The sequence below is a fragment of the Mongoliitalea daihaiensis genome (genome assembly GCF_021596945.1).
GTDB lineage: Bacteria > Bacteroidota > Bacteroidia > Cytophagales > Cyclobacteriaceae > Mongoliitalea > Mongoliitalea daihaiensis.
In genome coordinates, this window is the sequence record NZ_CP063779.1 from 1764396 (window position 1) to 1789038 (window position 24643).

General features: G+C 40.9%; 19 protein-coding genes and 1 pseudogene. 8 read left to right on the forward strand and 12 right to left on the reverse strand.

The features are described from left to right. Positions 1-77 precede the first annotated feature (77 nt). From IPZ59_RS07520 to rocD, 8 genes and pseudogenes are all read right to left on the reverse strand, one after another. Positions 78-236: pseudogene (locus IPZ59_RS07520) on the reverse strand (porphobilinogen synthase); the annotation flags it as partial. 152 nt (positions 237-388) lie between these two features. Beyond that, entirely contained in the window at positions 389-943 is a 555-nt protein-coding gene (locus IPZ59_RS07525; protein WP_236139256.1) for a hypothetical protein, read from the reverse strand. Next, positions 921-2516, reverse strand: a complete 1596-nt coding sequence (locus tag IPZ59_RS07530) for a hypothetical protein (RefSeq protein ID WP_236139257.1) — start codon at positions 2514-2516, stop codon at positions 921-923. Before IPZ59_RS07530 ends, IPZ59_RS07525 begins: the two co-directional genes overlap by 23 nt. 214 nt (positions 2517-2730) lie before the next feature. Beyond that, on the reverse strand, positions 2731-3699 hold the full coding sequence (hemB, locus tag IPZ59_RS07535) for a porphobilinogen synthase (RefSeq protein ID WP_236139258.1): 969 nt from the start codon (positions 3697-3699) through the stop codon (positions 2731-2733). A gap of 66 nt (positions 3700-3765) precedes the next feature. Beyond that, on the reverse strand, positions 3766-4275 hold the full coding sequence (locus tag IPZ59_RS07540; protein ID WP_236139259.1) for a TlpA family protein disulfide reductase: 510 nt from the start codon (positions 4273-4275) through the stop codon (positions 3766-3768). A gap of 962 nt (positions 4276-5237) precedes the next feature. Next, positions 5238-6449, reverse strand: coding sequence for a porin (locus IPZ59_RS07545; RefSeq protein WP_236139260.1), 1212 nt, complete (start codon positions 6447-6449; stop codon positions 5238-5240). Between the two features lie 247 nt (positions 6450-6696). Continuing rightward, the gene (locus tag IPZ59_RS07550; protein WP_236139261.1) at positions 6697-7356 is read right to left on the reverse strand and encodes an HAD family hydrolase; all 660 of its coding nucleotides are present in this window, start codon (positions 7354-7356) and stop codon (positions 6697-6699) included. Between the two features lie 118 nt (positions 7357-7474). Further along, positions 7475-8749 (reverse strand): ornithine--oxo-acid transaminase, encoded by a 1275-nt coding sequence (gene rocD, locus IPZ59_RS07555; RefSeq protein WP_317208045.1) that lies wholly within the window; start codon positions 8747-8749, stop codon positions 7475-7477. An 87-nt stretch (positions 8750-8836) separates the two neighbouring features. Here rocD and IPZ59_RS07560 point away from each other — a divergent pair, with 87 nt between their 5' ends. The 3 genes from IPZ59_RS07560 (at position 8837) to trxA (ending at position 13801) form a co-directional block, all read left to right on the forward strand. Continuing rightward, complete coding sequence (locus IPZ59_RS07560; protein ID WP_236139262.1) at positions 8837-8992, forward strand: DUF5522 domain-containing protein; 156 nt, start codon at positions 8837-8839, stop codon at positions 8990-8992. 87 nt (positions 8993-9079) lie between these two features. Next, positions 9080-13366, forward strand: a complete 4287-nt coding sequence (gene dnaE / locus IPZ59_RS07565; protein ID WP_236139263.1) for a DNA polymerase III subunit alpha — start codon at positions 9080-9082, stop codon at positions 13364-13366. A gap of 114 nt (positions 13367-13480) precedes the next feature. Continuing rightward, positions 13481-13801 (forward strand): thioredoxin, encoded by a 321-nt coding sequence (gene trxA / locus IPZ59_RS07570; RefSeq protein ID WP_189579764.1) that lies wholly within the window; start codon positions 13481-13483, stop codon positions 13799-13801. Between the two features lie 55 nt (positions 13802-13856). On the opposite strand, the gene chrA is transcribed toward trxA, so the two are convergent. Then, positions 13857-15053, reverse strand: coding sequence for a chromate efflux transporter (chrA, locus tag IPZ59_RS07575; protein WP_236139264.1), 1197 nt, complete (start codon positions 15051-15053; stop codon positions 13857-13859). Positions 15054-15058: 5 nt separating this feature from the next. Continuing rightward, positions 15059-16039: an isopenicillin N synthase family dioxygenase gene (locus tag IPZ59_RS07580; RefSeq protein ID WP_236139265.1), complete on the reverse strand. Its 981-nt coding sequence runs from the start codon at positions 16037-16039 to the stop codon at positions 15059-15061. Positions 16040-16199: 160 nt separating this feature from the next. Between IPZ59_RS07580 and IPZ59_RS07585 the strand changes: the two genes are divergently transcribed. Continuing rightward, entirely contained in the window at positions 16200-16964 is a 765-nt protein-coding gene (locus IPZ59_RS07585) for a hypothetical protein (protein WP_236139266.1), read from the forward strand. On the opposite strand, the gene IPZ59_RS07590 is transcribed toward IPZ59_RS07585, so the two are convergent. After that, complete coding sequence (locus IPZ59_RS07590; RefSeq protein ID WP_236139267.1) at positions 16947-17813, reverse strand: serine hydrolase; 867 nt, start codon at positions 17811-17813, stop codon at positions 16947-16949. The two genes, IPZ59_RS07585 and IPZ59_RS07590, sit on opposite strands and share 18 nt — an antisense overlap. Before the next feature lie 154 nt (positions 17814-17967). On the opposite strand from IPZ59_RS07590, the gene IPZ59_RS07595 reads away from it, so the two are divergent. From IPZ59_RS07595 to IPZ59_RS07605, 3 genes are all read left to right on the forward strand, one after another. After that, positions 17968-18564 (forward strand): hypothetical protein, encoded by a 597-nt coding sequence (locus tag IPZ59_RS07595; protein ID WP_236139268.1) that lies wholly within the window; start codon positions 17968-17970, stop codon positions 18562-18564. A gap of 63 nt (positions 18565-18627) precedes the next feature. Beyond that, on the forward strand, positions 18628-19203 hold the full coding sequence (locus IPZ59_RS07600; protein WP_236139269.1) for an LOG family protein: 576 nt from the start codon (positions 18628-18630) through the stop codon (positions 19201-19203). Between the two features lie 381 nt (positions 19204-19584). Then, positions 19585-20667 (forward strand): ATP-binding protein, encoded by a 1083-nt coding sequence (locus tag IPZ59_RS07605; protein ID WP_236139270.1) that lies wholly within the window; start codon positions 19585-19587, stop codon positions 20665-20667. On the opposite strand, the gene IPZ59_RS07610 is transcribed toward IPZ59_RS07605, so the two are convergent. Continuing rightward, positions 20646-23594 carry a DNA polymerase III subunit alpha gene (locus tag IPZ59_RS07610; protein WP_236139271.1) on the reverse strand — a complete coding sequence of 983 codons (2949 nt, stop codon included), beginning with the start codon at positions 23592-23594 and terminating at the stop codon, positions 20646-20648. The two genes, IPZ59_RS07605 and IPZ59_RS07610, sit on opposite strands and share 22 nt — an antisense overlap. A gap of 421 nt (positions 23595-24015) precedes the next feature. Between IPZ59_RS07610 and IPZ59_RS07615 the strand changes: the two genes are divergently transcribed. After that, positions 24016-24624, forward strand: coding sequence for a hypothetical protein (locus IPZ59_RS07615; protein ID WP_236139272.1), 609 nt, complete (start codon positions 24016-24018; stop codon positions 24622-24624). Positions 24625-24643 lie beyond the last annotated feature (19 nt).

The window sequence follows — 24643 nt, forward strand, 5'->3', positions numbered from 1 at the left end:
AAAAAATACCCAATTTTGGGTATTTTTCGGTTGAAACTATGCTAAAATCTTCCTTTGGAAAAAGAAATCACTCCCTATTACTTCTCCAACAACCCAAATTCCTTGGCAAAATAACTCAAAATCACATTCGCCCCGGCGCGCTTGATACTGAGGAGGCTTTCCAGCATGGCCCGTTCTCCATCGATCCAGCCACGCTCGGCGGAGGCTTTGATTAGGACGTACTCACCGCTGACATACTTTCCTATTAAGTTTTCAGATGAATTTTGTTGATTAAATATCAAGTTGAATCCAACAATTAAGGTTAGGACAGTAACAGGAACACTTATTTTTATTAATAAATTTATCTTTCTCATGGATTTGGTTTTACTGGAAATTTTGATTCTTATTGTCAATTTTCAATCAAATCTTTACAAGATCCTGTAGTATAAATTTGCACACCTATACCCTTGATATTACTTTCTTTGCTTAACCAATCAGTACTATCTACCAAAATCAAGGTTTTCTCAAATAGATTTGAATCATTTTCAAACCAATAAATAAATGGGGTTTTATTTTCATCTATTATGGTAATAGTATCTAAACAGAGCTTAGCTTTGTCAATCCGATAAACATCATTAAACATTGGAGGGCCTGGATGATGAGTAAATTTTAATTCAATACATGGATCTTTCAATAAAGGATATTTCTTTTTGAAAATTTCTTCATTGATTACTTCACCATCAAATGTCCACTTTCGTAGACTTTTCTCAACATTTATATGCTCACTATTTAAAATGATAAGAATTGTATCCTGAGAATTACTTCGTCTATAATAACTCTTGTTACTTATACTTTCTTTATAATTAGTTGATATGGGTTTTATTTGACAGATTGCATCTAATTGAAATACCAAACAAAAGAAAAGCAATACGATCATTCGATTAATTACAACTATTCGTTCCATATTTAGCTTTGTCAATGTGGGAATTAATTTCATCCTTTTCATCGGTAGTTTTGTTCTTCCAACCTCTTACATTTTCATATTTTAGTCCGTCCCATGCTAATGCTTTGTAAAAATCTTTTGGAATTCCTGATGGATATGCCCACGAACTTAAAAAGTTATTAAGCTCCGAATATCCCAACTGAGGATGGATCCGCTCAAGTATGTCTGCCATTTTATCTACCCAATAATCAGCCATATAATTATGATGACTATCATTATCTCCAATAAATTGGCGTGTGTAATCTTCAAAAGTTTCCTTAAAAGATAAATCGGAATTTGTAGGGTTTTGTGTATTAAGCGCTCTGTACAATTCTGCATGAATCATCTCATGGATAATTGTCCTAGCTACTTCTAAGGCAGATCGGTTCATTTTTGCTTCATTGAAGGTGATTTCAATAGGCTCAAAAGGACCTCTCCACCATGCCTGACCATTTGTTGTAGGGTCTCGTGTTGCTCCTATTTTCAACACTACATCAAACTCAGTGCCCAAACCTTCAAATTTGGATGCTAACTCTTTAAACCCATCGATAGACTTTAGCTTTTCATAAATGCAATCGGCAGTTGTATCTTCAAAGCTAGGATCCTTTATGATTTGCTCATCTGGAAAATCAGGCGTCAATTCATCACCAGGGAATGGGATGCAATCTTCAAATAGTGGTTCGCAAAGTTTTTCATCTCCTTCCGGAGTAGGACCATTATTACCACCTCCACCAAATCCTCCGGAACCGTTGTCACCTGGAGATCCTAGGTTGATAGGGGGAGGACAAGACCAATCGAAGATGGTGGTACAAGTTACTTCATATTGAGGAAGCAAGACTCCGGCATCTGGGAGGTCCTTGGGATAATCAGCAGGTGCCATGCTCGTTGTACATATTACAGTAGAAGTTAATGTACAACCATTTGATTGATTAGCAAAGCGGAAAGATACGTCACTTATAGATGATTTTATTGTTATTATAACTTTGCTTTCTTCTACATCAAAACTTTGAAGAAGAAATCCATTTAGACTGTAGATACTTATTTTTCCTTTCCATTTTTTGCCTAGGTTAGAGTAATTCAAATCATCAGCTGAGAATTTACCTGTAGATTTGGTGGGATAATATCTAATCAAATACGGGAAAAAGCCATCCTTCGAATGATTTTCAAGTAAAAGCAAATTGGTTTGCACGACAGTTCTTACATCCACATCAGTCCAGTCTTCTTTAAATGCTTTGGGGAAAATTATAGTAGCATCTTTGACTGGGACTTCAACAGCTTTTCTGCCATTTCGGAAATGATACTTCTGTGAATTTTCCCAGATAGCCTGAAAATCATTTTCATCAAAATTGACCAAGTTTAGTCTAGCCGATTGCCAGCTTTGGTTATTCACAAGGTTCGTTTTGTTGGTTTCAAACCATTCTTTTGCAAATAAGATTTCTGAGTCTACAATTTCCTTGGATTCTTTTTTTAGTAAGCTTTCAGAATCTTCAGGTATACAAGATAGTACAAAAATTGAAGTTAATAAAAGAACAGCTAACCAAGAAAAAGACTTCAAAAGAAAGCTAATTTTTCTTTTGTCTTTTTCTGGCTTAACCAGTCGATTCAACCTTGAACCTATCGAATAGGGGGGGGGTATTTTTTAGTTTCATATTGATTTTGTTTAGTTTCAAAAGTAAAGCCTGACATTGTAAAAAAAAATACCCAATTTTGGGTATTTTTCGGTTGAAACTATGCTAAAATCTTCCTTTGGAAAAAGAAATCACTCCCTATTACTTCTCCAACAACCCAAATTCCTTGGCAAAATAACTCAAAATCACATTCGCCCCGGCGCGCTTGATACTGAGGAGGCTTTCCAGCATGGCCCGTTCTCCATCGATCCAGCCACGCTCGGCGGAGGCTTTGATCATGGCATATTCACCGCTGACATTGTAAGCAGCTATGGGTAGATTGGAGTTGTCTTTGAGTAAGCGAATGACATCCAAGTAGGCTAGGGCAGGCTTGACCATCAAAAAATCAGCACCTTCCTCCGTATCCAAATCTGCCTCAATCAAGGCTTCATAGTAATTGGCAGGATCCATTTGGTAAGTTTTTTTATCCCCCATCTTTGGTGCAGAATCCAAGGCATCCCGGAAAGGGCCATAAAATGCAGAGGCGTATTTGGCTGTATAGGACATAATGGACACATCGGTGTAACCATGTTCATCCAGGACACTTCGAATGTAACCAACGCGCCCATCCATCATATCGGAAGGACCTAGGATATCAGCACCTGCCTGTGCCTGTGCCAAAGACATTTTGCCTAAAATTTCAAGTGTCTCATCGTTCAGGATTTTTCCATTCTGGACTAGTCCATCATGTCCATCCGAACTGTAGGGATCCATGGCCACATCGGTCATCACTACCGCCTCGGGAAAGGTGGATTTGATGGTATGAATGGCTTTTAAGTAAAAAGTCTCCGGATTGTAACTTTCCGTAGCGAATGTATCTTTTCTTGCATCGGGATACGCAGGGAAAATATCAAAGGCGCATATTCCGAGATTCATGCATTCCTCTATTTCCTTCAACATCAAGTCCAAGGAAAATCGGTAAATTCCCGGCATGGAGGAAACTTCAATCTTTTGGTTGACTCCATCCACTAAAAACAAGGGGAAAATAAAATCTTTAACCGAAAGCCTGGTTTCTTCTACCATGTTACGGATAGCCTGCGACTTGCGGTTTCTTCTCGGTCTTCTATGCATAATCAGTTGATTCGGTCTTCAAAGGTACGTTCATTCATCCCTTTGCGAACAGTTTTTCACCTGTTTTTAGTTTCTTTTTACCTGTTTTTTGACAAATGCTTCGATTCGTTGGGTATTGGTAGGGGATGCGCCTACAAAGGCTTCTGCATTTCCGTCCCGGTCCACCAAAATATGCAAAGGAATCGCTCTTCCTTGGTATTGTTTGTCAAAGGTATTGATAAAGGCAATAGCTTGATTATTAGCAAAACTCATCTCATAATCAAATGTAAAGTCAGCTCTTTTCTTCAAAAAAGCATCATATACAGCCGTTGTTTCATTGGTGAATGCCAAGAAACGTATTCCTTGGTCTTTGTATTTCTCCACAAGTTCATTCAATTCAGGAATTTCCTTGATACATGGCCCGCACCAAGTTGCCCACACGTTGATAATCACTGCCTCCCCATCTTGTATCAAAGGTTGTTCGGCACTTTTTAAAAATTGATTAAGCTGTTCTTTAAATTCATTTCTGGGTTGCTCTATAGGCAGTATGGCACTTGAAAAGAACAGCATGACGACAAAAGAAAATAAGCGTATCATAGTTAATTGGTTTTTTGCCCAATATACTCAATTGAGAAAATCCAAGCAATAAAAAAAGCAAGCCTTACTAGACCTGCCTTTCGAGTAAACTAAACTTTATAGGATTGGTGAATTAGTGATTGGTTGATTAAGTTATTGGTGGCTGAGCAAAGTCGAAGTCAGTTTTGGGAGGTCAACGGTCCACTGTCGACAGACCACGGCGCGATTGCGGTTGAAATACGATTATTCTTATTTTATCTAAATTAAGAGTTAGTGTTGGCCGAAATTTTATCATTCGACGTTTGACATTCATCATTCGAAATTTCATTCTTCCTTCATCCTTCAATCCCTCTAGAGGATTACAAATCCTCCTTATCCCTAATTCGATATTGCAAATCTCGAACAGCTATTCATCGTTTGACATTTTATTCTACCTTGATTCCCCAAACAGATTGCACACCATTCAGGCCTCTTGGTCAAGATTGCAAATTCTGGGTAGGACCTGCCCTGAAAGGGCAAAACAACAGTAACCACGGGTCTCGCCCCGTGGCTGAACGCATCTACACCTTAGTGTCTGCCCTGACGGGGCAGTATTATTGATTTCTACTCTAGAAAGCGTTAGTACAAGCCCTTTAGGCTTGATGATTAATGTACATCCATCAACCATGGGTTCCACAAACCCATGGTTATTGTTTTGTAACCCTTTACAGGGTTTTGAGGTCCAAGCGATGAAAGTCTAATGTCCAGTATCTCGCTTCTCTCGCCAGTTAGTTCCGGTCCAAAGTTCATCATTCGGAATTCGAAATTCAGCGTTCATCATTATAAATTTCATTCTCCCTTAATACTTCAATCCTCCTAGAGGATTACAAATCCTCCTTATCCCTAATTCGAGATTGCAAATCTCGAACAGCATTATAGGAACACCGGAAGTCCTCTACACGCCTCAAGTCTATGGTCTAATGTCTCGCGTCTCGCCTCTACTACTAAAAATTCACCTGTGCCTGCAAGCGCAATAGACTTCCCGCTTGACGGTTATTCGGATTGAGTGAATTTTCAAATGTTCGATCGGAGATGGTGTACATGGCTACCAATTCAAAGGCTCTATTAGGTTGCCATTCAACTCCAAATTCCAGTTCGTTTACCCGATGTCTGGTAGCATCCAATTCATGCTTTTTACCGCCTTTGTAGTAATGGTAACGGGTAAATGGGATAAAGACATCTTTTTCCGTTTTCAGCATGTAGGTTGCCATCATATAGCCCCCACGGATAGGTGCGTCTTCAATATCATTGGTTTCTGGATTATACTCAGGGCCTCTTCCCCAGTTGAATTCGGCCTGCAAGCCAAAGGGTTGTGGGTACAACACAAAACTTGGCCCATAACGGTATTCTGAAAACTCTGTTTGGTTGATATCAGATGCAACCGCACGGTTAATGACAAATTTTCCTGTATACCCTTGAAAGGAAGCTTCTACAAACTGTCCACTAGGCAACTCCCAAGGATAGGTTAGTCGGGAAACTACGTGCATGGAACCATTACGTTCTGGCTGATTGGCCGTCTGACCATTGTAAATTCCCAATCCGAAAACCCCATAATCACCAGAGCCTTTCAATCCGGAGGACACCAAGTAACTAAAACGCTTGCGTATTTCAGTAGGAGCGTAGTAAAACATCACCCCAATATCTCGTTCATTGGCAACAGCAGAATTTAATCCATCATTTCGGTCTAGTGGAATACGATTTTGACTGGATTGGAGGTTTTCAAATCCAAAAGGAACTTTTGACTGCCCTATTCTCAAACGAAATTCCTGCTTGGCATCCAAACCCAAATCAAAGTAGGCATCCCGGATTTGGCCCAAATTTTTTCCATCGGAGGCAAAGTCAGGTTGGAAATATAGGTAGATGCGCTCATGGATTTGTCCATAAAAAATCAATCGGATACGGCGGAAGAAAAAACCCCCATCACCACCCCAAGAGCGGTCACACTGCGCACATTGAAGGTTGGGGTTGGTTTCCAACAGTCCATTGTAACGCATTTGCATATAGCCCCTTAACTGTATGGTCTCGGTCCAATGCTTTTTGATTGCCACAGGTTTGGTTTCCCCTGTGGACAGCGAGTCTTCACTGGCACCCCTTGCAAAAGTGCCTGTGAAGAAAGTGAATAGGATCATACCCATCACTGCGAATTGTCTCCGCATAAGAAATTTTTTAAGTAGTGACTACTTATTGTACAGCGATGCAAAATTCGGGCAGGAATGTTTCTTTATCGTGTATTCGCTGTTACGCTTTTGTTAACGGAGATCAGTTCTTTCTGAAGGAAAGGTCTGGAAAAAATTGATTTAGATAAGTTTTTGCGTGTTTTATAGTCAATTTCAAAATTAAGCAAATGTTAAATTTTGCCTGTTGTTAAGAAATCCTTAAAAAATTGTTACCCGAATCCATAGTTTATTCTGTCTCAAACAAGCCCACAAGCTGGGGAATCTCCAATTCTTCATAGGACGAAATGTAAATGTCACAAGGGGGGAGCTCATCTTTTTTGTGCGAGGACAATACACCAACGACTTTCATGCCAGCATTCAAGGCTGCGGTAACGCCCGAGAAAGAGTCTTCAAAGACAATACATGATGCTGGACTTGCACCCAATTTTTGAGCAGATTTCAGGTACACTTCAGGGTCGGGCTTGTGTTTGCTTACATCTTCGCTTGCCAGCATGGACTCCATCTGTGATTGAATGCCTAAACTTTTTATGATCATTTCCATATTGGCCATCGGTGCAGAAGTACCTACTCCTGTTGGGATACCTGTTTTTTTAAGGCTATGAAAAAATGGCAAAAACCCGGAAATAGGGGTTATTTGTGATTGGTAAATTTTTCGAAACAGGCTTTCTTTTTCCTCTTCTAAGATAGCTAATTCCTCCCCTTCAATTTTTCTACCTAAAAAATGGCTTAAGATGTAGGAGTTATTTTTGCCATACATGTGGTCTTTGAACTCCTCTTCTGTAGGATACAGATCACGTTTGGCAAAAAACTCTTGGAAAGCAATAGAATGGAAAGGATTGGTGTGGCAGATAACGCCATCCATATCGAAAATTACGGCTTGGAGCATGAAGCTAATTATTAATTGAATGAAGCTAATGAAGGGTAAAAAAAGAAACATGCCAGGAATTAGTATCAAGCTTGATGATTAGGCTTGTTAAAAAAACCTGGCAGGTGTAATTCAATAATTATTTCTCAAACTCCTTAACCACTTTTTCAATGATATCACAGCAATCGTGCAACTGCTCTTCGGTCATGACCAAAGGTGGAGCAAAACGGATGATGTTTCCATGGGTAGGTTTAGCCAATAATCCATTTTCGGCTAATTTCATACACATGTCCCATGCTGTACTGCTATCCGGGCTATCATTCACCACCACAGCGTTGAGCAAGCCCTTGCCTCTGACAAGTTTCAGAATCGTATACTTATCTACCAATAGCTGCATGCGCTCACGGAAGATGTTCCCCAGTTTGCGAGCATTCAATGCCAATTGCTCATCACGCACGACTTCAAGGGCGGCGATCGCAACTTTTGCACCCAGTGGATTTCCTCCAAAGGTAGAACCATGTGTTCCAGGTTTGATAACATCCATGATGTGGTCATCCGCTAGCACTGCTGATACTGGATAAAATCCTCCTGAAATAGCTTTTCCAAGAATCAAAATATCCGGTTTGGTATAGCTTGCTTGTCTTTCGCAGTGTCTTTCACACGTACAATTTCCACAGACTGCCAATAAAGAACCTGTTCGGGCAATGCCTGTTTGGATTTCATCAGCGATAAACAATACATTTTTAGCACGGCATGCTTCGGCTGATTTACGCAAGTAGTCTTCTGCGGGGGTGTATACGCCTGCTTCTCCTTGGATAGGCTCTACCAAAAATGCCACAACAGATGGGTCTTCTAAGGCTTTTTCCAAAGCAGCCACATTATCATAAGGAATGCGCTCAAAACCCACCATGTAAGGACCGAAATTCTTACGGGCATTGGCATCGGATGAGAAAGAAATTATCGTGGAGGTTCTTCCATGGAAATTTTGTTCGGCTACAATGATTTTTGCTTGCCCCTCAGCAACTCCTTTTTTCTCATACCCCCATTTACGGGCGATTTTGATGGCTGTTTCTACACCTTCAGCACCAGTATTCATCGGAAGTACTTTGTCAAAGCCAAAGTACTCGGTGATATATTTTTCAAATGGTCCTAAGACATCGTTATAAAAAGCTCGAGAAGTGAGTGTCAAAGTTCCTGCTTGCTCAATCAGTGCATCCTTGATGCGTGGATGGCAGTGACCTTGATTGACCGCAGAGTAAGCAGACAAGAAGTCGTAGTATTTTTTACCTTCTACGTCCCATAAGTAGACTCCTTCACCTTTGGAAAGAACTACAGGCAGCGGATGGTAATTGTGGGCTCCGTACTTGTCTTCCAGTGCAATGGCTTGTTTGCTTGAGTTTATTGTTTCCATCATAAAATTGGTAGTTTTGTGCTTGGTTAAAGCAGATTTGACCATTCATTCTATTTTGACAAATATAGCAAATGCCTTTTGCATAAACGCATGAAAAGCCCAAAGAAGCCCCTTCAAGCCCAACCTCTCCAGCCTGGTGATTACTACATCAATGAGCAGGGATTGATGGTATTTACCGCCCAATATCATTTAAAGCGGGGTTACTGCTGTGGGAGTGGGTGTAAACATTGTCCCTATAAAAAGTAGAATTTTTTTTGTGACAATTTCCACCACAAGTTTTTCTCCCAGTGGTTTAAATCTTAATTTGGAATCCCCTTAACTACAGGATTGCGTATGTATATTATTTTTGACACCGAAACAACAGGATTACCAGGCAATTACAATGCTCCCATGGAGGATTTGGATAATTGGCCCAGATTGGTTCAGCTCGCATGGCAGCTGCATGATGCTTCCGGGAAACTTATTTCCAATAATAACTTCATAGTAAAGCCAGAGGGATTTACCATTCCTTACAATGCGGAAAAAGTCCATGGAATTTCAACTGCCCGTGCAACCAAGGAGGGACATGACTTGAAGGATGTCTTGGCTATTTTTCAAAAAGATATAGATCAAGCCAAGTACTTGGTAGGCCATAATGTTGGCTTTGATATCATGGTAGTCGGCGCAGAAATGCTCCGGAAGCAAGTGGTTATGAAGCTTCGAGAAAAAAAGGAGTTGGATACCAAAGATTTATCTACCAATTTTTGTGCTATACCTGGGGGTAAAGGGGGGAAGTATAAGTGGCCTACACTGACCGAATTACATCAAAAATTATTTGGAGTAGGCTTTGGAGATGCGCATGATGCAGCCTATGATGTAGACGCTACAGCCAAGTGTTTCTTTGGATTAATTACGCAGCAAGTCATTGCGCCTGAACAAGGGCTTAAATCTTCTGAGGTTGTCTATCAACCACCCAAGTTGGCAGAAGCCAATTTTGCAGCTGTCAAAGATGAAACCAAAGCTGCTGCCAAAGAAATTCTTCAAGCAGCTAGGAAGGCGGATATCACGGATATGGAGGATATGCCCTTCACTCACCTGCATGTACATACCCAATTTTCTGTGTTGCAAGCTACTTCCGAAATCCCCACGTTGATTGCCCAAGCAAAAGCTATGGGGATGCAGGCCTTGGCCATGACCGACCATGGGAATATGATGGGAGCCTTCAACTTTGTGAAGGAAGCTTTTGCCAAAGAAATCAAACCGATCATTGGTTGTGAATTTAATTTGACCAAGGACCGAAGAAATAAGAGTCAGAAAGATGATGGCTTTCAGACAGTACTTTTAGCTAAAAATAAGGCAGGCTATCACAACCTCGCCAAGCTAGCTTCCTACGCAAATATCCAAGGATTTTATTATGTGCCGAGAATAGATCGGGATGTATTGATTGAATACAAAGGAGATTTGATTGCTACTACGGGAGGGCTTTGGGGCGAAATCCCCTATTTAATTTTGAATGTGGGAGAGACACAAGCTGAAGAAGCATTCATTTGGTGGAAAGAGCAGTTTGGTGATGATTTTTATGTAGAATTGAATAGGCATGGCGTCCCTGAGGAAGAAAAAGTTAATGAAGTTTTATTACAGTTTGCTCAGAAGTATGGGGTAAAGTATTTTGCTGCAAACAATACGTATTACAATCAAAAAAATGATGCCAAAGCGCATGATATTTTATTGTGCGTAAAGGATGGGGAACTCGTCGAAAAGCCTAAAAAATACGTAGGCAAGCGTGGTCGGGAGTTTCGTTATGGTTTTCCAAACGATGAATTCTACTTGAAGAGCCCGGAGGAAATGAAAGCCTTGTTTGCTGACCTTCCTGAAGCGATTGCCTGTACCCAAGAAATTGTCGATAAAATCGAGCCATATAAACTTCAACGCGATGTTTTGCTTCCTAAGTTTGATATCCCTGATGAATTCAAGGACCCCCAAGATGAAGTTGATGGAGGAAAACGTGGAGAAAATGCTTATCTGAGATATTTGACTTATGAAGGTGCTAAGCGTCGTTATCCGGTTATCACGGATGAAATCAAAGAGCGTTTAGACTTTGAATTGGCAACCATTGAAAACACGGGCTATCCAGGCTACTTTTTGATTGTGCAGGACTTCACAGCAGCTGCGAGAAAAATGGGGGTATCGGTAGGCCCAGGAAGGGGTTCTGCCGCTGGTTCTGCCGTAGCTTATTGCACGGCTATCACCAATGTAGATCCAATTGCCTACGACCTCCTTTTTGAGCGTTTTCTGAATCCGGACAGGGTTTCTCTACCCGATATTGATATTGACTTTGATGATGAAGGTCGCCAAAAGGTCATCGATTATGTCATCAACAAATATGGAGCGAATCAAGTAGCCCAAATCATCACCTACGGCACCATGGCTGCCAAATCAGCTATTCGGGATACGGCGAGAGTTCTAAACCTTTCCTTGCCTGAAGCCGATAAATTGGCCAAGTTGGTGCCTGATATCAAATTGAAAGCACTTTTTGATCTGAGTAAAGACAGAGCAAAGCTATCGGACAAATTGAAGGGAAATGGGGAGGATATTTCGAAGGCTGATGAGTTGATCCGCATCTCCAAAGGGACGGATGAACTCTCTAAAACGATCAATCAGGCAAGAGTTTTGGAAGGCTCTGTCAGAAATACGGGAATCCATGCTTGTGGTGTAATTATCACACCTGCTGATATTACTAACTACGTTCCAGTAGCTTTAGCAAAGGATTCGGACATGGTATGTACCCAATTTGACAACTCTGTCGTGGAGAGCGCTGGTTTGCTGAAAATGGACTTTTTGGGTTTGAAGACCTTGACGCTTATCAAAGATGCCTGTAGAATTGTCAAAGAGCGTCATGGAATCGAGTTGGATCCGGATGAATTCCCTATTGATGATGTCAAAACATATGAGCTCTTCCAACGTGGTGAAACCGTAGGTATCTTCCAGTACGAATCCCCTGGTATGCAGAAATACATGCGGGAGTTGAAGCCTACAGTTTTTGCAGATTTGATTGCTATGAACGCACTTTATCGACCAGGACCATTGGAGTATATTCCTTCATTTATCAAGCGTAAGCATGGACAGGAACCGATCACCTACGATTTGGATGACATGCAGGAGTATTTGGAGGAAACCTATGGGATTACAGTTTACCAAGAGCAGGTAATGTTGCTGTCCCAGAAGTTGGCAGGCTTTACCAAAGGTGAGGCCGATGTCCTGCGTAAGGCTATGGGTAAGAAGCAGAAGGATGTCTTGGATAAAATGAAACCCAAATTTGTCGAGCAGGCTTCTTCCAAAGGTCATGATGCTAAACGATTGGAGAAAATATGGAAAGACTGGGAGGCTTTTGCATCCTATGCATTTAACAAATCCCATTCTACCTGTTACGCTTGGATAGCCTATCAGACAGCTTATCTGAAAGCTCATTACCCAGCGGAGTACATGGCGTCTGTATTGAGCAACAACATGAATGACTTGACTCAGGTCACCTTCTTTATGGAGGAATGTAAGCGCATGGGGATTGCTGTATTGGGTCCCGATGTAAATGAATCCAAATCAGGGTTTACTGTAAATAAAGATGGGCAGATTCGATTTGGTATGGCAGCTATCAAGGGTGTTGGTTCTGCTGCGGTAGACGCTATTGTAGAGGAAAGGGAAGCCAAAGGAAGGTATAGCAATATCTTTGAGTTTTGTAAGCGGGTCAATTCCCGTGCATTGAATAAAAAAACCTTGGAATCTTTGGCCATGGCAGGAAGCTTTGATTGCTTTCCTCAGCATCATAGAAGACAGTATTTGGAAGCTCCTGACGGAGAACTTCCGCTTTTAGAAAAAGCTGTTAAGTATGCCCAAAAGGTACAACAAGAAGCAGACAGTGCCCAAGTAAGCTTATTTGGTGGAGGTGGAGGCATGGAAGTACCACTTCCCTCGGTACCAACCATGGAACCGTTCAGCCAATTGCAGCAATTGAATATAGAAAAAGAGGTGGTTGGTCTATTTATTACGGGTCATCCATTGGATCAGTTCAAAGTAGAGATTGAATCCTTTACCAATACCAGCTTACCAGAATTTACGGACATCGATGGGCTGCGTAAAAAAGGCGATATCAAAACCGCTGGCATGGTTACTTCCTTCGCACATCGGACCACCAAGACGGGTAAGCCTTTTGGCACCTTGACTTTGGAAGATTATTCTGGAGGGCATACCTTCTTTATTTTTGGCGATGACTATGTGAAGTTTAAAGAATACTTCATGAACGGTTGGTTCCTGTTTATCACGGGAGGAGTTTTCCAAAGCAAATGGAAGGAAAATGAATACGAGTTTAAGATTGGCACGATGGCCTTGCTCAGTGAGGTGAGGGGTAAAATGGTCAAAGGGCTTCGGATCAATATTGACTTGGATGATTTGACCTATGATTTGATGGAAAAATTAGAGTCCATTACCAGTAAGTATAAAGGAGATGCTAAGCTGCATATCAATGTCATTGATTCAAAGGAGAATATTACCTTGGATTTGGTGTCTAAAAATTTCCGGGTAGATCCATCCAATGAAATGATCAAAGATCTGGGGCAGATTCCTGAGGTAGTGTATCAGATTTTATAATCACGCATTCGGACCAAAAAAAGAGGGATACATAAATTTGGAATGAACTTATTTTAAGTGAATTGAATTTATAAGTATATTCGAAAATCGAAGTAAAATTAAAAGACATAGATAATGGCAAAAGCAATCGAAATTACTGATGCAAACTTTGAAGAAGTATTAAAATCAGATAAACCAGTGCTAGTAGATTTTTGGGCTGAGTGGTGCGGTCCATGTAAAATGATCGGTCCAATCGTAGAAGAATTGGCCGGTGATTATGAAGGCAAAGCGGTGATTGGAAAAGTGGACGTGGATGCAAATCCAGCTGTTGCTTCTGCTTTGGGCATCAGAAGTATTCCTACTTTGATGTTCTTCAAAAATGGAGAATTGGTAGACAAACAAGTGGGTGCAGTTCCAAAGGCTGTTTTATCTCAAAAATTAGACGCTCAACTATAATCAGTATATAGTTTAGATTTTAAGCCACCGAAACCTGTTTCGGTGGTTTTTTTTATCAAAATATCCAGTTGTAGGTGATACCTGCTACTAGACCTATGATTATGATCAAAGGAGAACTTAACTTGGTGAATTGTAGCAAAAGATAGGTGCTAAAGATTGCTAGTATATTGAAAAGATTGGCATCCAATGGTTCGAAAAGTAAGTAGGCTGCTGCTATTAACATCCCACAACTCACGGCATTGATCCCTTCCAAGGCGGCCCTTACAGGTCGATATTTTTTTAACTGATCCCAAAAGCGGATGACAAAGAAGATTAGGAATGTACCGGGTAGAAAGATTCCTGCAGCGGCAATAAATCCTCCTGTAAGTAATCCTGGAAGGCCATATTCTCGCATGGATAGTGCTCCTACATATGAACTTATGCTAAAAGTTGGTCCTGGTATACCTTGGGAAATTCCATATCCTGTCAAAAACTCTTGAGAGCTGAGGAATTTTTTGAACTCTACAAATTCTGTGTAAAGGTAGGGTACCAATACTTGCCCACCCCCAAAAATCAGTGAGCCATTACGATAGAAATTTTCAAATAAAAGGATGGATTGATTTTTGGTAATTGCACCCAGAACTGCGGCAAAGACCAAAACGCCACCCCACAGAAAGAAATTTGACCAGTTGATTTGTAATTTTTTATCGCCTTCTTCCCTTGGCTGTTCCTTAAATTTGAGTGAAGTACTGATGCCACCTACCAACAAGAGGAGTGGAAATAAATAGGGAGAGTTGTAAAAGAAAGAAACAAATGCAGAAAACATCATGAGAACAGTAGCCTCAGAAGTCTTTACCATTTTAAAAATGGTTTTTTGCGCAGCATAGATAATGAAACCAATCGCCATGGGCTGGATGAACTTCGCAAAGTTCAGCGCTCCAGGTGTATTTTCCTGCAAAAAATCAATTAAGAACGCAGCAGTGATCATTAATAAAGTCGCTGGTAGAATCCAGACCACGAGAGAAAGATAGGCTAAATTGGGGCCTCCTATTCTGTATCCAATGGCAGAGATGGTCTGAGTGGATGTTGGTCCTGGCAGAATCTGGCATAATGCATTCAGTTCCCATAATTCCTCTTCTTTGATATACCCCCTTTTTTTGACCATCAAATCAAGCACCATAGCCAAAAAAGCCTGTGGGCCACCAAAGGCCGTTACGGAAAGTAGCAATACATCCTGTAGATAAAGGTAATACCGTACTTTCCGTACCGACATGGGAATTATTTTTTAAGTCCTAACTCCCGTAGACGCTCTTCGAGGAATTCTCCTGCAGTAGCATCTGTAAATTGTTTTGGATTATGTTCATCCACACAGCTTTCTAAGCAGGTAAGATCCATTTCAGATCTTGGATGCATAAAGAAAGGGATCGAGTATCTGCTCGTGTGCATCATTTCTCTTGGAGGATTTACTACTCGGTGAATGGTGGATTTCAGTTTTTTGTTGGTCAATCGCTCCAACATATCCCCGACATTCACTACCAACTGATCTGGCAGAGCAGTGATAGGAATCCACTTGCCATCTCTTCTCAATACTTGTAGACCATCAGCAGAAGCACCCATTAGCAAGGTGATCAAGTTGATGTCTCCATGTTCTGCTGCTCGAACCGCATCCGCTGGAACTTCATCAGGATTTTCGATTGGGAAGTAGTGGATTTGCCTTAAGATGGAGTTACCATAAGCAACTTTGTCTTCAAAGTATTCTTCATCCAGTCCTAGGTTTAGTGCAATGGCCCTCAGCATATTTTTGCCAGCTTCCTCCAATGTTTTGTAGATTTCTAAGGCTACTTCTTTAAACTCTGGAAGTTCTTCTGGCCAGATATTGGCTGGGTATTCCGCCTTGATCGGGTCAGTATCAGGGATCTTTGACAGCTCCTGTCCTACGTGATAAAATTCTTTCAAGTCCCCGGTATTTCTACCTTTTGCATGCTCTTTTCCCTTGCCCGTATATCCTCTCTGAAAACCAATTTCTGGTTTCTCATGCTTGGCTTTTACATCGTCTGGAAGGCTGAAATATTGCTTGATTACGGCATACAAACGATCCTGCAATTCTTTGTTTAGACCGTGCCCTTTGATTGCTACGAAACCAATGTTTTGATAAGCATCGCCAAGTTTGTTAACAAAGGCAGCTTTTTTTTCGGCATCTCCCGAAGTGAAATCAGCTAAATCCAACGATGGGATTTCATCATATAAAATCTCTGTCATATTTTAGGTTATATTTACTTTTGCAAGTTACAAGTTTTTGCAATAAAAGTAAGTGATCGAATAGCTTAAGCTAAGCCCTCTACATATATCAAGGGTAAGCAATAGCAAAAAATCAATGTATGGCAGTAACTAAGTACGGCAAGAATTTAAAATTATACATATGAAAAAGGTCAGTATCTTCATTTTATTCATTTTTAGCATTTGGATAATTTCCTGTAATTCCTCGAGTAAAAAAACAGAAGAGGAAATAGTTGCCCTAGAGACAGATGAGGTAGAAAAGTCAATTCCTGAAATCAGTTTATTTTCTTTTGAAGAAAAAAATGAATACCCTGACGCCATACTTGAAATGTATTCTCCTCTTGGAAATCAAGTGTTTCGACCAGGGAAGGTGCCTTTTGAATTTAATATCAAAAATTTCCCTTTTGAGGGTGGAATCGGAGGCTTTCAGTTGAAAATGATTTTAAATGGATCAGATCCAGTGGGATATAATTCACCTATTTTTCAACGAGAACTGAAAGAGGGTACTTACCGTGCAGTTGCTTACTTGATAGATTCTGAAGGATTGGCATTGAAGTCATTTGGAAATTATGTTGACAGGGATTTTAGAGTTGGGGACACAAGACCGTTTCCTTATCAAGCCGAGCCTTACATTGCTCTCAATCTCCCGAACAATAATCAAGAGTATCAAGAAGGTGAAGCGGTGACAATAGATTTTTTACTTTTAGGTGGAGAAATAGACTTAGATAAGTTAAAGGTACGTATTGAGCTAAATGAGCTACAATATGAAGTAGAAGAGGTTAACCCTGTACGTGTGTTAAATTTACCGAAGGGCGAATATCAGTTGTCTGTTGTCCTTTTAAAACAGGATGGGAGAGAACTTGATGGACCTTTTTCTATGGTTAGGAAATCAATTGTTATTCGGTAATGTCGGAGGATTGAAATTTCTCATGTTTTCTTCCAAAAGTAGTGAAAGGGTTCGAATGATTGTTTCGGCTTGATCAATGTCATCGAAGCCTTCCACTGTGATGGCAAGTATCATAATGGAGTTTTCGGATTGAACGATAGCCGCGTCACCTCGGATGTAATCTAAGGTGCCTGTTTTGTTATAGGTAGTGTAATTGGGAAGTGCTGCGGCTATTAGGCTTTTATCTTCACAGCCCTGGAGTAATCTTAAAAATATTGCTTTTGAATGCTCACTCAAGAGTTCTCCTTTCCATACTTTTTCCAAAAGTTGCACAAGGTTTTGGACAGTTGTGTAGTTTTGACGCCCAGCTTCAATTGCTTCAAAATCCATCATAAGCCTATTCAATGAAGTTTGCTTAATACCCCATCGCTCTATGCTTTCATTGATCAGTGGCATACCCAAATAGTTGATCAATATATTGGTAGCGGTATTGTCCGAAGTACGAATCATCTCATGAAGTAGCTTTTCCATTGATAACTGCTGTCCGGCTCCATCAAACTGCAATTCACCTGCACCACCAACGATTTCTTTTTCTTGGATAATATGTACTTGATCAAGATCCAAAAGACCAGCATCTACTTGTTCCAAGAAAGCTATTAGGATAGGTATTTTGATGAGACTTGCTGCAGGTATTTGCTTGGATCCCTCATGGTTTATGGAATTGTAAGGAGGGGATTGATTTCTGATATGGTAGCTTACGTTAATTGTTGGAGGTAAACTTAGGGTGTACTTGTAACTTGTTGATTGCGCTATTCCGGAAAAATAAATAGGGAAAAGTACAAGTGATAGTAGAATTCGTCGTATTTTCATAAGGGTGCGTCAGTAGTTTTTATCTAAAATTAGATTAAAACTTTAAATTATTTTGATTAAATGATTATAAAAAGGCATATTTATTGTTAATCTGCATGCCGAAGAATCTAAATGGTTCGTTGGTGTAATCACAGACAAGAAAACTAAGTAAAAAATGAAAAACATGTTTTTAATTGGGGTGCTCCTCAGCCTATGTTTGATAGTGTCCGTCCAGGCCCAGGAGGAACAGCCAGCAGGGTCCTTGACATCCGGAACTATTGCCAGTCAATTTGAGTATTTAAATAGTATTTCTAATAACTATCAAGAATATAAAGTTGTAAAAAAAACCCATTTGGATCAATTAAGATCAAATGTAGTCGATTCTTTGAAGGTCTTTCAGGTAGAACTCGGTACGCAAAAAGAGGAAATTAGGTCGCAGCAGGCCCAATTAGCAGAAGTTAATAGGGATTTGCTTGCTTTGAAAGATAGCCTTCAGGAAGCAGAAGAATCAAGAGATAATTTTAGCTTTTTTAATATCCCTATTCACAAATCTGCTTACAATACGTTGGTTTGGAGTATTATTGGAGGTTTGTCCATAGCACTGACCTTTTTTTTGTTTAAGTTTTTTCAAAGTCACCGTGTCGTACAAAAAGCCAAAAGGGATTTGGAAGAAACGATGGAAGAGTTTGAGCAACATCGAAGAAACACTTTGGAGCGAGAGCGGAAGCTGAAGCGAGAACTGGTCGATGCTTTAAATAAAAACTCTGCATAATTCATGCAAAATTGCATAATTTAAGCCCAGATAAATTATCTGGGTTTTTTTATAAGTGAGTTGATGAAAAAAATAACGGTGTATTGTGGTTCAAATAGAGGGTTGAATCCAAACTATGAACAAGGAGCCAAAGCATTGGCATCTGAGATGATTAAAAGGGAATTGGATTTAGTGTATGGTGCAGGCAATGTTGGTCTGATGGGGGTTATAGCGGATGCCATGCTAGTAGGAGGGAGGCAGGTATACGGGATTATTCCGCAAAAGTTGGTAGATATCGAAGTAGCGCATAGGGGCTGTACTGAGCTTACAGTGGTGGAAACCATGCGGGACAGAAAGTGGCTGATGGCCGAAAAAGGGGATGGGTTTATAGCAATGCCAGGAGGGATTGGAACTTTTGAGGAGTTATTTGAGATCATGACCCTCAATCAGCTGGGGTATATTCAAAAACCATTGGCGCTGTACAATGTGAATGGGTATTACGATGGCTTACTTGCATTCTTGAAGCATTCCAGTGAAGAAGGTTTCTTACATCAAGCACAATTGAATCTTTTAACCGTATCCGATGACCCTGTTGACTTACTGAATCAAATGCAAGGCTTCAAGCCTGTACATATAGATAAGTGGGAGGTAAAGAGGTAGAGGGGGCAAGATTATGTTTTGGACCTTAGATGATGACAGCTTGTAGACTCTACAAAAGCACACGTGTTACTTTAATGCTGTTGTGATTGCGGATACTCGTATAATCTTTTTAATACTGTTTGATTTGGGGAAATAGCACATTGAATACTCAAGACTTTTAGAATCATTTTTAAAAATCTGAAAGTATGATTACAAAAATCAATTTTTTTGTAAAAAATTGTAAATATACTTACAGCAATAATGGTTAGACTTCCTCAAGTATTAACGATCCGACAGGTGTATTTAGACAGAGTTAAACCCTTTATGGGAAAAAGCTTGATTAAAGTTTTGACAGGACAACGGAGGGTAGGCAAGAGTTATCTATTGTTTTAGTTGATAAAAATGCTTCAGGAAAAAGACTTAAATACGCCGATCATTTATATCAACAAAGAAGACTTGGATTTTTCATGGATGAAAGAGGCCAAAGATCTTTACCAGTATATTAAAGATCGAAAATATCCTGGAAAGATGAATTATGTATTCATTGATGAAATTCAAGACATCAAAGATTTTGGAGATGCACTTCGTTCCTTGCTACTAGACGAGGAACTTGATATCTACTGTACAGGAAGCAATGCCAATTTACTCTCTGTAGATATTGCCGGAAATCTCAGTGGAAGGTACATTGAAATTACCGTATTTAGTTTGTCTTACCTGGAGTTTTTGGATTTTCATGAATTGGAAGATAATCCAGTGAATCTTGAGAAATACTTGAAGTATGGAGGATTACCCTACTTAAGACATTTAGAGCTGAATGATGCCATAGTGTTTGAATACCTTAAAAACATTTATTCAACCATCGTATATCGGGACATCATCAACAGATATGGAGTAAGGAATACGAGGTTTTTGGAACAGCTAGTTCTTTTTCTGGCGAGTAATATAGGGAGCCTATTTTCTGCTAAAAAAATTTCAGATTTTCTAAAGTCTCAAAAAATAAATATGGCCCATAATCAGGTACAAACCTATGTGGAATACCTATGCAATGCCTTTTTGATTCATAAAGTGCCTCGATATGACATTGTTGGAAAACGTTTATTTGAAGTGGGAGATAAGTACTACTTTGAAAACTTGGGTGTTAGACATGGAATATGGGGTTTTCGTCCAGAGGACAGGGGGAAAATTTTGGAGAATGTAGTATACAACCATTTGATTTTCCGAGGGTATTCAGTTAAAGTGGGGGTAGTTGAAAAGGAAGAAATTGATTTTGTGTGCCAAAAGGATGGAGAAACAACGTATTATCAGGTAGCATTGAGTATCAATGAAACCAAAACATTGGAAAGGGAATTTGGCAATCTTCAAAAGATAGATGATAACTATCCCAAGTTCGTTATCACGATGGACACGTTTGATGGGAACACCTTTCAGGGGATTGAGCATATGGATTTAAGGAGTTTTTTGGTTCAATCAGCCGCATTCCAATAGGCCATCCTTTCGCAACTTTCCACCTCTATGCTGTAAAAATCAAATTCCTGGGTCACCTTACCTTTGATCAGGTAGATGCCACGGCCTTTGAAAGGGTGTTTTTTCACCACAGGGGGAAAATGCACCGTATCTATCCAGTCTCCCTCCCGATCGATAAAGGTGCCAAAGTTCATCACATCCCCCTTCACCGTACGGGTGTATTTGATCGTCACTAGGTAGCCGATGATTTGTACTTGTTTGCCCAAATACTGCTTTAAATCTTTAGCCTTGATACTCGGGACTGTTTGATCTTTGACCAGATGAAAGGGAGAGTCCAGTGGAAATTCTAAAATATCAATCTGATCCACAATATCCTGCCGCACATCGGAGGGCTCGAGTTCGGGAACCTGCAATTCCCGAAATCCTGCCTGCCGGAACAGTTCATTTCCCGTGCTGACCGCCTTGCGCTTGTTCAGGATAAAATGCGCCTCCCAAAGCAGCTCCTGCTTGCTTTTGCCTGTAAAGCGGAAACAACCGATGCGGATCAGAATAAGCGTCTGCTCCAAACTAATCCCTACTCGTGCAATAAAGTCGGATAAGCCCGCAAACAAACCATTGGCTCTACGCTCGCTCAAGATTTTTTCTGTACTCGCTTTCTCCAAATACTTCAGATGAATCAAACCCAAATACACCGTCTTTCCTTTGATATTGGTCAGGTAGTCGCTTTCGTTGATATGGGGAGCTTGGATATCTGCCCCGTTCATACGGAGTTCGTGGATGTAAAACTCGGTATGATAAAATCCCCCAAAGTTGTTGATTACCCCAACCATAAATTCCAGCGGAAAGTAGGCCTTCAAGTACAAACTCTGATAGCTTTCCACGGCAAAGGACGCCGAATGTCCCTTGGCAAAGGAATAGCCTGCAAAACTCTCAATCTGATGCCAAACCTCAGCTGTTATTTTGGGGTCCCTGCCCAAGCGTTGGCAGTTGTTGAAAAACTGATCCTTTACCCGTTGAAATTCATCCTTGGAACGAGACTTTCCGCTCATACCCCTACGCAGTACATCTGCCTCTGAAAGACTGAGTTCAGCAAAGTAGTGCGCTACCTTGATTACATCTTCCTGATACACCATGATGCCGTAGGTTTCGGGCATGATGTCCATCATCACAGGATGGGCCTGCTTGCGCCGCTCTTCATCCACATGGCGCAGGATATATTCCCGCATCATGCCCGAGCGTGCCACACCGGGACGGATGATGGAACTCGCCGCCACCAATTCCAAGTATTCATCCGCCTTCATCTTGGCCAGCAACATCCGCATGGCGGGGGATTCCACATAAAAGGCACCGATGGTATGGCCTGTTCTCAGGAGTTCTTTGATTTTGGAATCTTTTTTGAATGTTCCTACCTGCCGGATATCCACTTGTACCCCTTGGTTTTGGTAGATGAGTTCTATCGCACTCTTGATATGTCCCAATCCCCGCTGAGAGAGGATGTCAAACTTATGCAAGCCAATGTCTTCCGCTGTATGCATATCGATATGTGCCAAAGGAAATCCCTTGGGCGGCATCTCGGTAGCGGTGTAGTAGTGAATGGGTTTGTGGGAAATCAGGATGCCACAAGCATGGATGGTCAAGTGTGAAGGCATGCCATGCAAAACCTGACTGTACTTGAGAATCAACTTCCCATACTGATCCGGAATGTACTCGGATTTGCCTGCATGGTAGATTAAGGACTCGATCTCAGTTTTGGGCAGTCCAAAGACTTTTCCCAATTCCCGCAGCATAGAATTTGCCTGAAAGGTGCTGTAAGAACCCAATAGAGCCACATGCTCCTGTCCCTCTTTATTGTATTTGTCAAATATGTATTGGGTCACCTCATCCCGATCTGTCCAACTGAAGTCAATATCAAAGTCGGGAGGGTTTTCTCGATACAGATTGATAAAGCGCTCAAAGTACAGGTCCAGCTCAATGGGGTCTACATCGGTAATGCCTAGGCAATAAGCCACAATACTATTGGCTCCACTGCCTCTGCCTACATGGTAATAGTTTTTGTGCTGGGCAAATGTGACGATGTCGTAATTGATCAGGAAGTAAGAGACAAAGCCTTTTTGCTGGATCAGTTCCAGCTCCTTTTCCAGTCGCTTACTGATCTCGGGAGTCAGATCAGGATAGCGGTTGATAGCACCTTTGAAGGTTTCCTGCCGCAGGTAATCATAGTCCTCCCAGTCCGAACCTAAGATGTCCCGTTTGTTTTTCACTGCTTGGAAGTAGAAGGAAAACTGGCAGGCTTCGAGCAGGCGTTGAGAGTTATACAGCAGGTAGCTATGCCCCTCGCAGCGCCCGACCATGTCGGCATAAGAGTACAATTGATCGCTGATATCTCCCTGTTCCTCAGGTTCTAGCTTGCTGAGTAAGGTGTTTTTATCCACCGCCCGCAGCAGACGATGGGCATTGAATTGTGTTTTGGAGGAGAAACTCACGGGTTGAAGCAAGACCAATTTATCCTTATACCGATACCAAGGAGACTTGACCAAGCGATTGAGCTGGTAGGGATGTATGCCGATAAATTCATTTTCCCGTAAGGGGAAGACCTTTTCTCTAAATGGGTAGATGACAAAACTGTGCTGAAAAGCCGGTGCCTGTGCATCAAATTCCAGCCCTTTGGTACGTCTATAAGAAAGGTGGCGATTGAGTTCATAGAAGCCTTCCTGATTTTTGGCCAAACCTATGTATTGCTGCCGTACCCCATTGCGGAAGTCAATTCCAATCACGGGATGAATACCCACTTTTTGAGCCTCTCGGATAAAGGGGAACACTCCGGCTACTGAATTGATATCCGTCAGTGCAAGCGCGTCGAGCTTTTTGCTCTTGGCCTGAGATACCAGTTCCTCGATGGAGAGCGTACCGTACTTGAAGCTGTAGTATGAGTGGCAATTGATAAACATAGACTCTGTGAAATATGCTCTACCTGTTGGTAGACAAGTTTGCGAAATAATGCCTCCCTATGGTCGGCGAAATAAATGAAATATGGTCTAATGGTAGACAAGTTATACCTGCTTTATAGATACCTTCCTTCGGTGATATAAATCGAAATGCTCCACAGTTGCTAGGTTACTGCACCTGGAGAGACTGAGCGGAAGTTTTATGGAGTATATTGGCAGAAATCAAAATGTCAAATAAATTAACATTTTAATGTTTATAATTTAAACAAAATTAGTTTCAAAAGTCAATGAAAATCGAAAAATATTTTGCTAACCCATATTAAGGAGGCATTGATATGAAGCGATAGGTTTCTCCAAAAACTTTGCATCTAATTGTTAGTTTTAAAAATTCATAGTATCTTTAGTTGACTAAATTTTTGAATCTATGAAAAAGGTTTACTATCTCTTGTTATTTTTCTTGATTATTCAAGTTCAGCTAAAAGCTCAAAACGGCAACTCTTGGCTTGGTATAGATTACCGCGTAGGGGCTGGAGCTTTGGTGGAAGGAAGTTGGGGAATGTTTGGAGTGAATTTTACCAATGAGTTTGAACTTGAGTTCTTCAGGACAGTCACCTTGGGGACTTCCTTGACTTACTACAAGTCAATTATTAATTCAGATTTGGATTATACTTTTCCAGAAGACAAGGATGAGTTTCTCTCGGGAGTGTTTGCGGACTTTAAAGCAGGGGTGAATGTTTGGAGAACACAAAAAGGCTTGCGGGTTCATGTGGCTTACGGCCCATCCTATCAGCGGGGAAGAGAAAATATTCATAGTGGGTATTATTATTCCTGGGAGCTAGAGCGAGAGGTAAGTTCAGGTTTTTATGAGGATGAATTCAACCGCTGGGGTACGGTTACCCAAGTGATGGTCGAGTGGCCTTGGAAAAGTAGGGACGATCGCAAAAACAGTATTTCGGCTGCCATGCACTCATTTGACAATTATTGGCCCTATTATTTGTTACTTACTTATCGCTTAGCTTTCTCTTTGAAGTGAGATCTATTGATATAAAGTT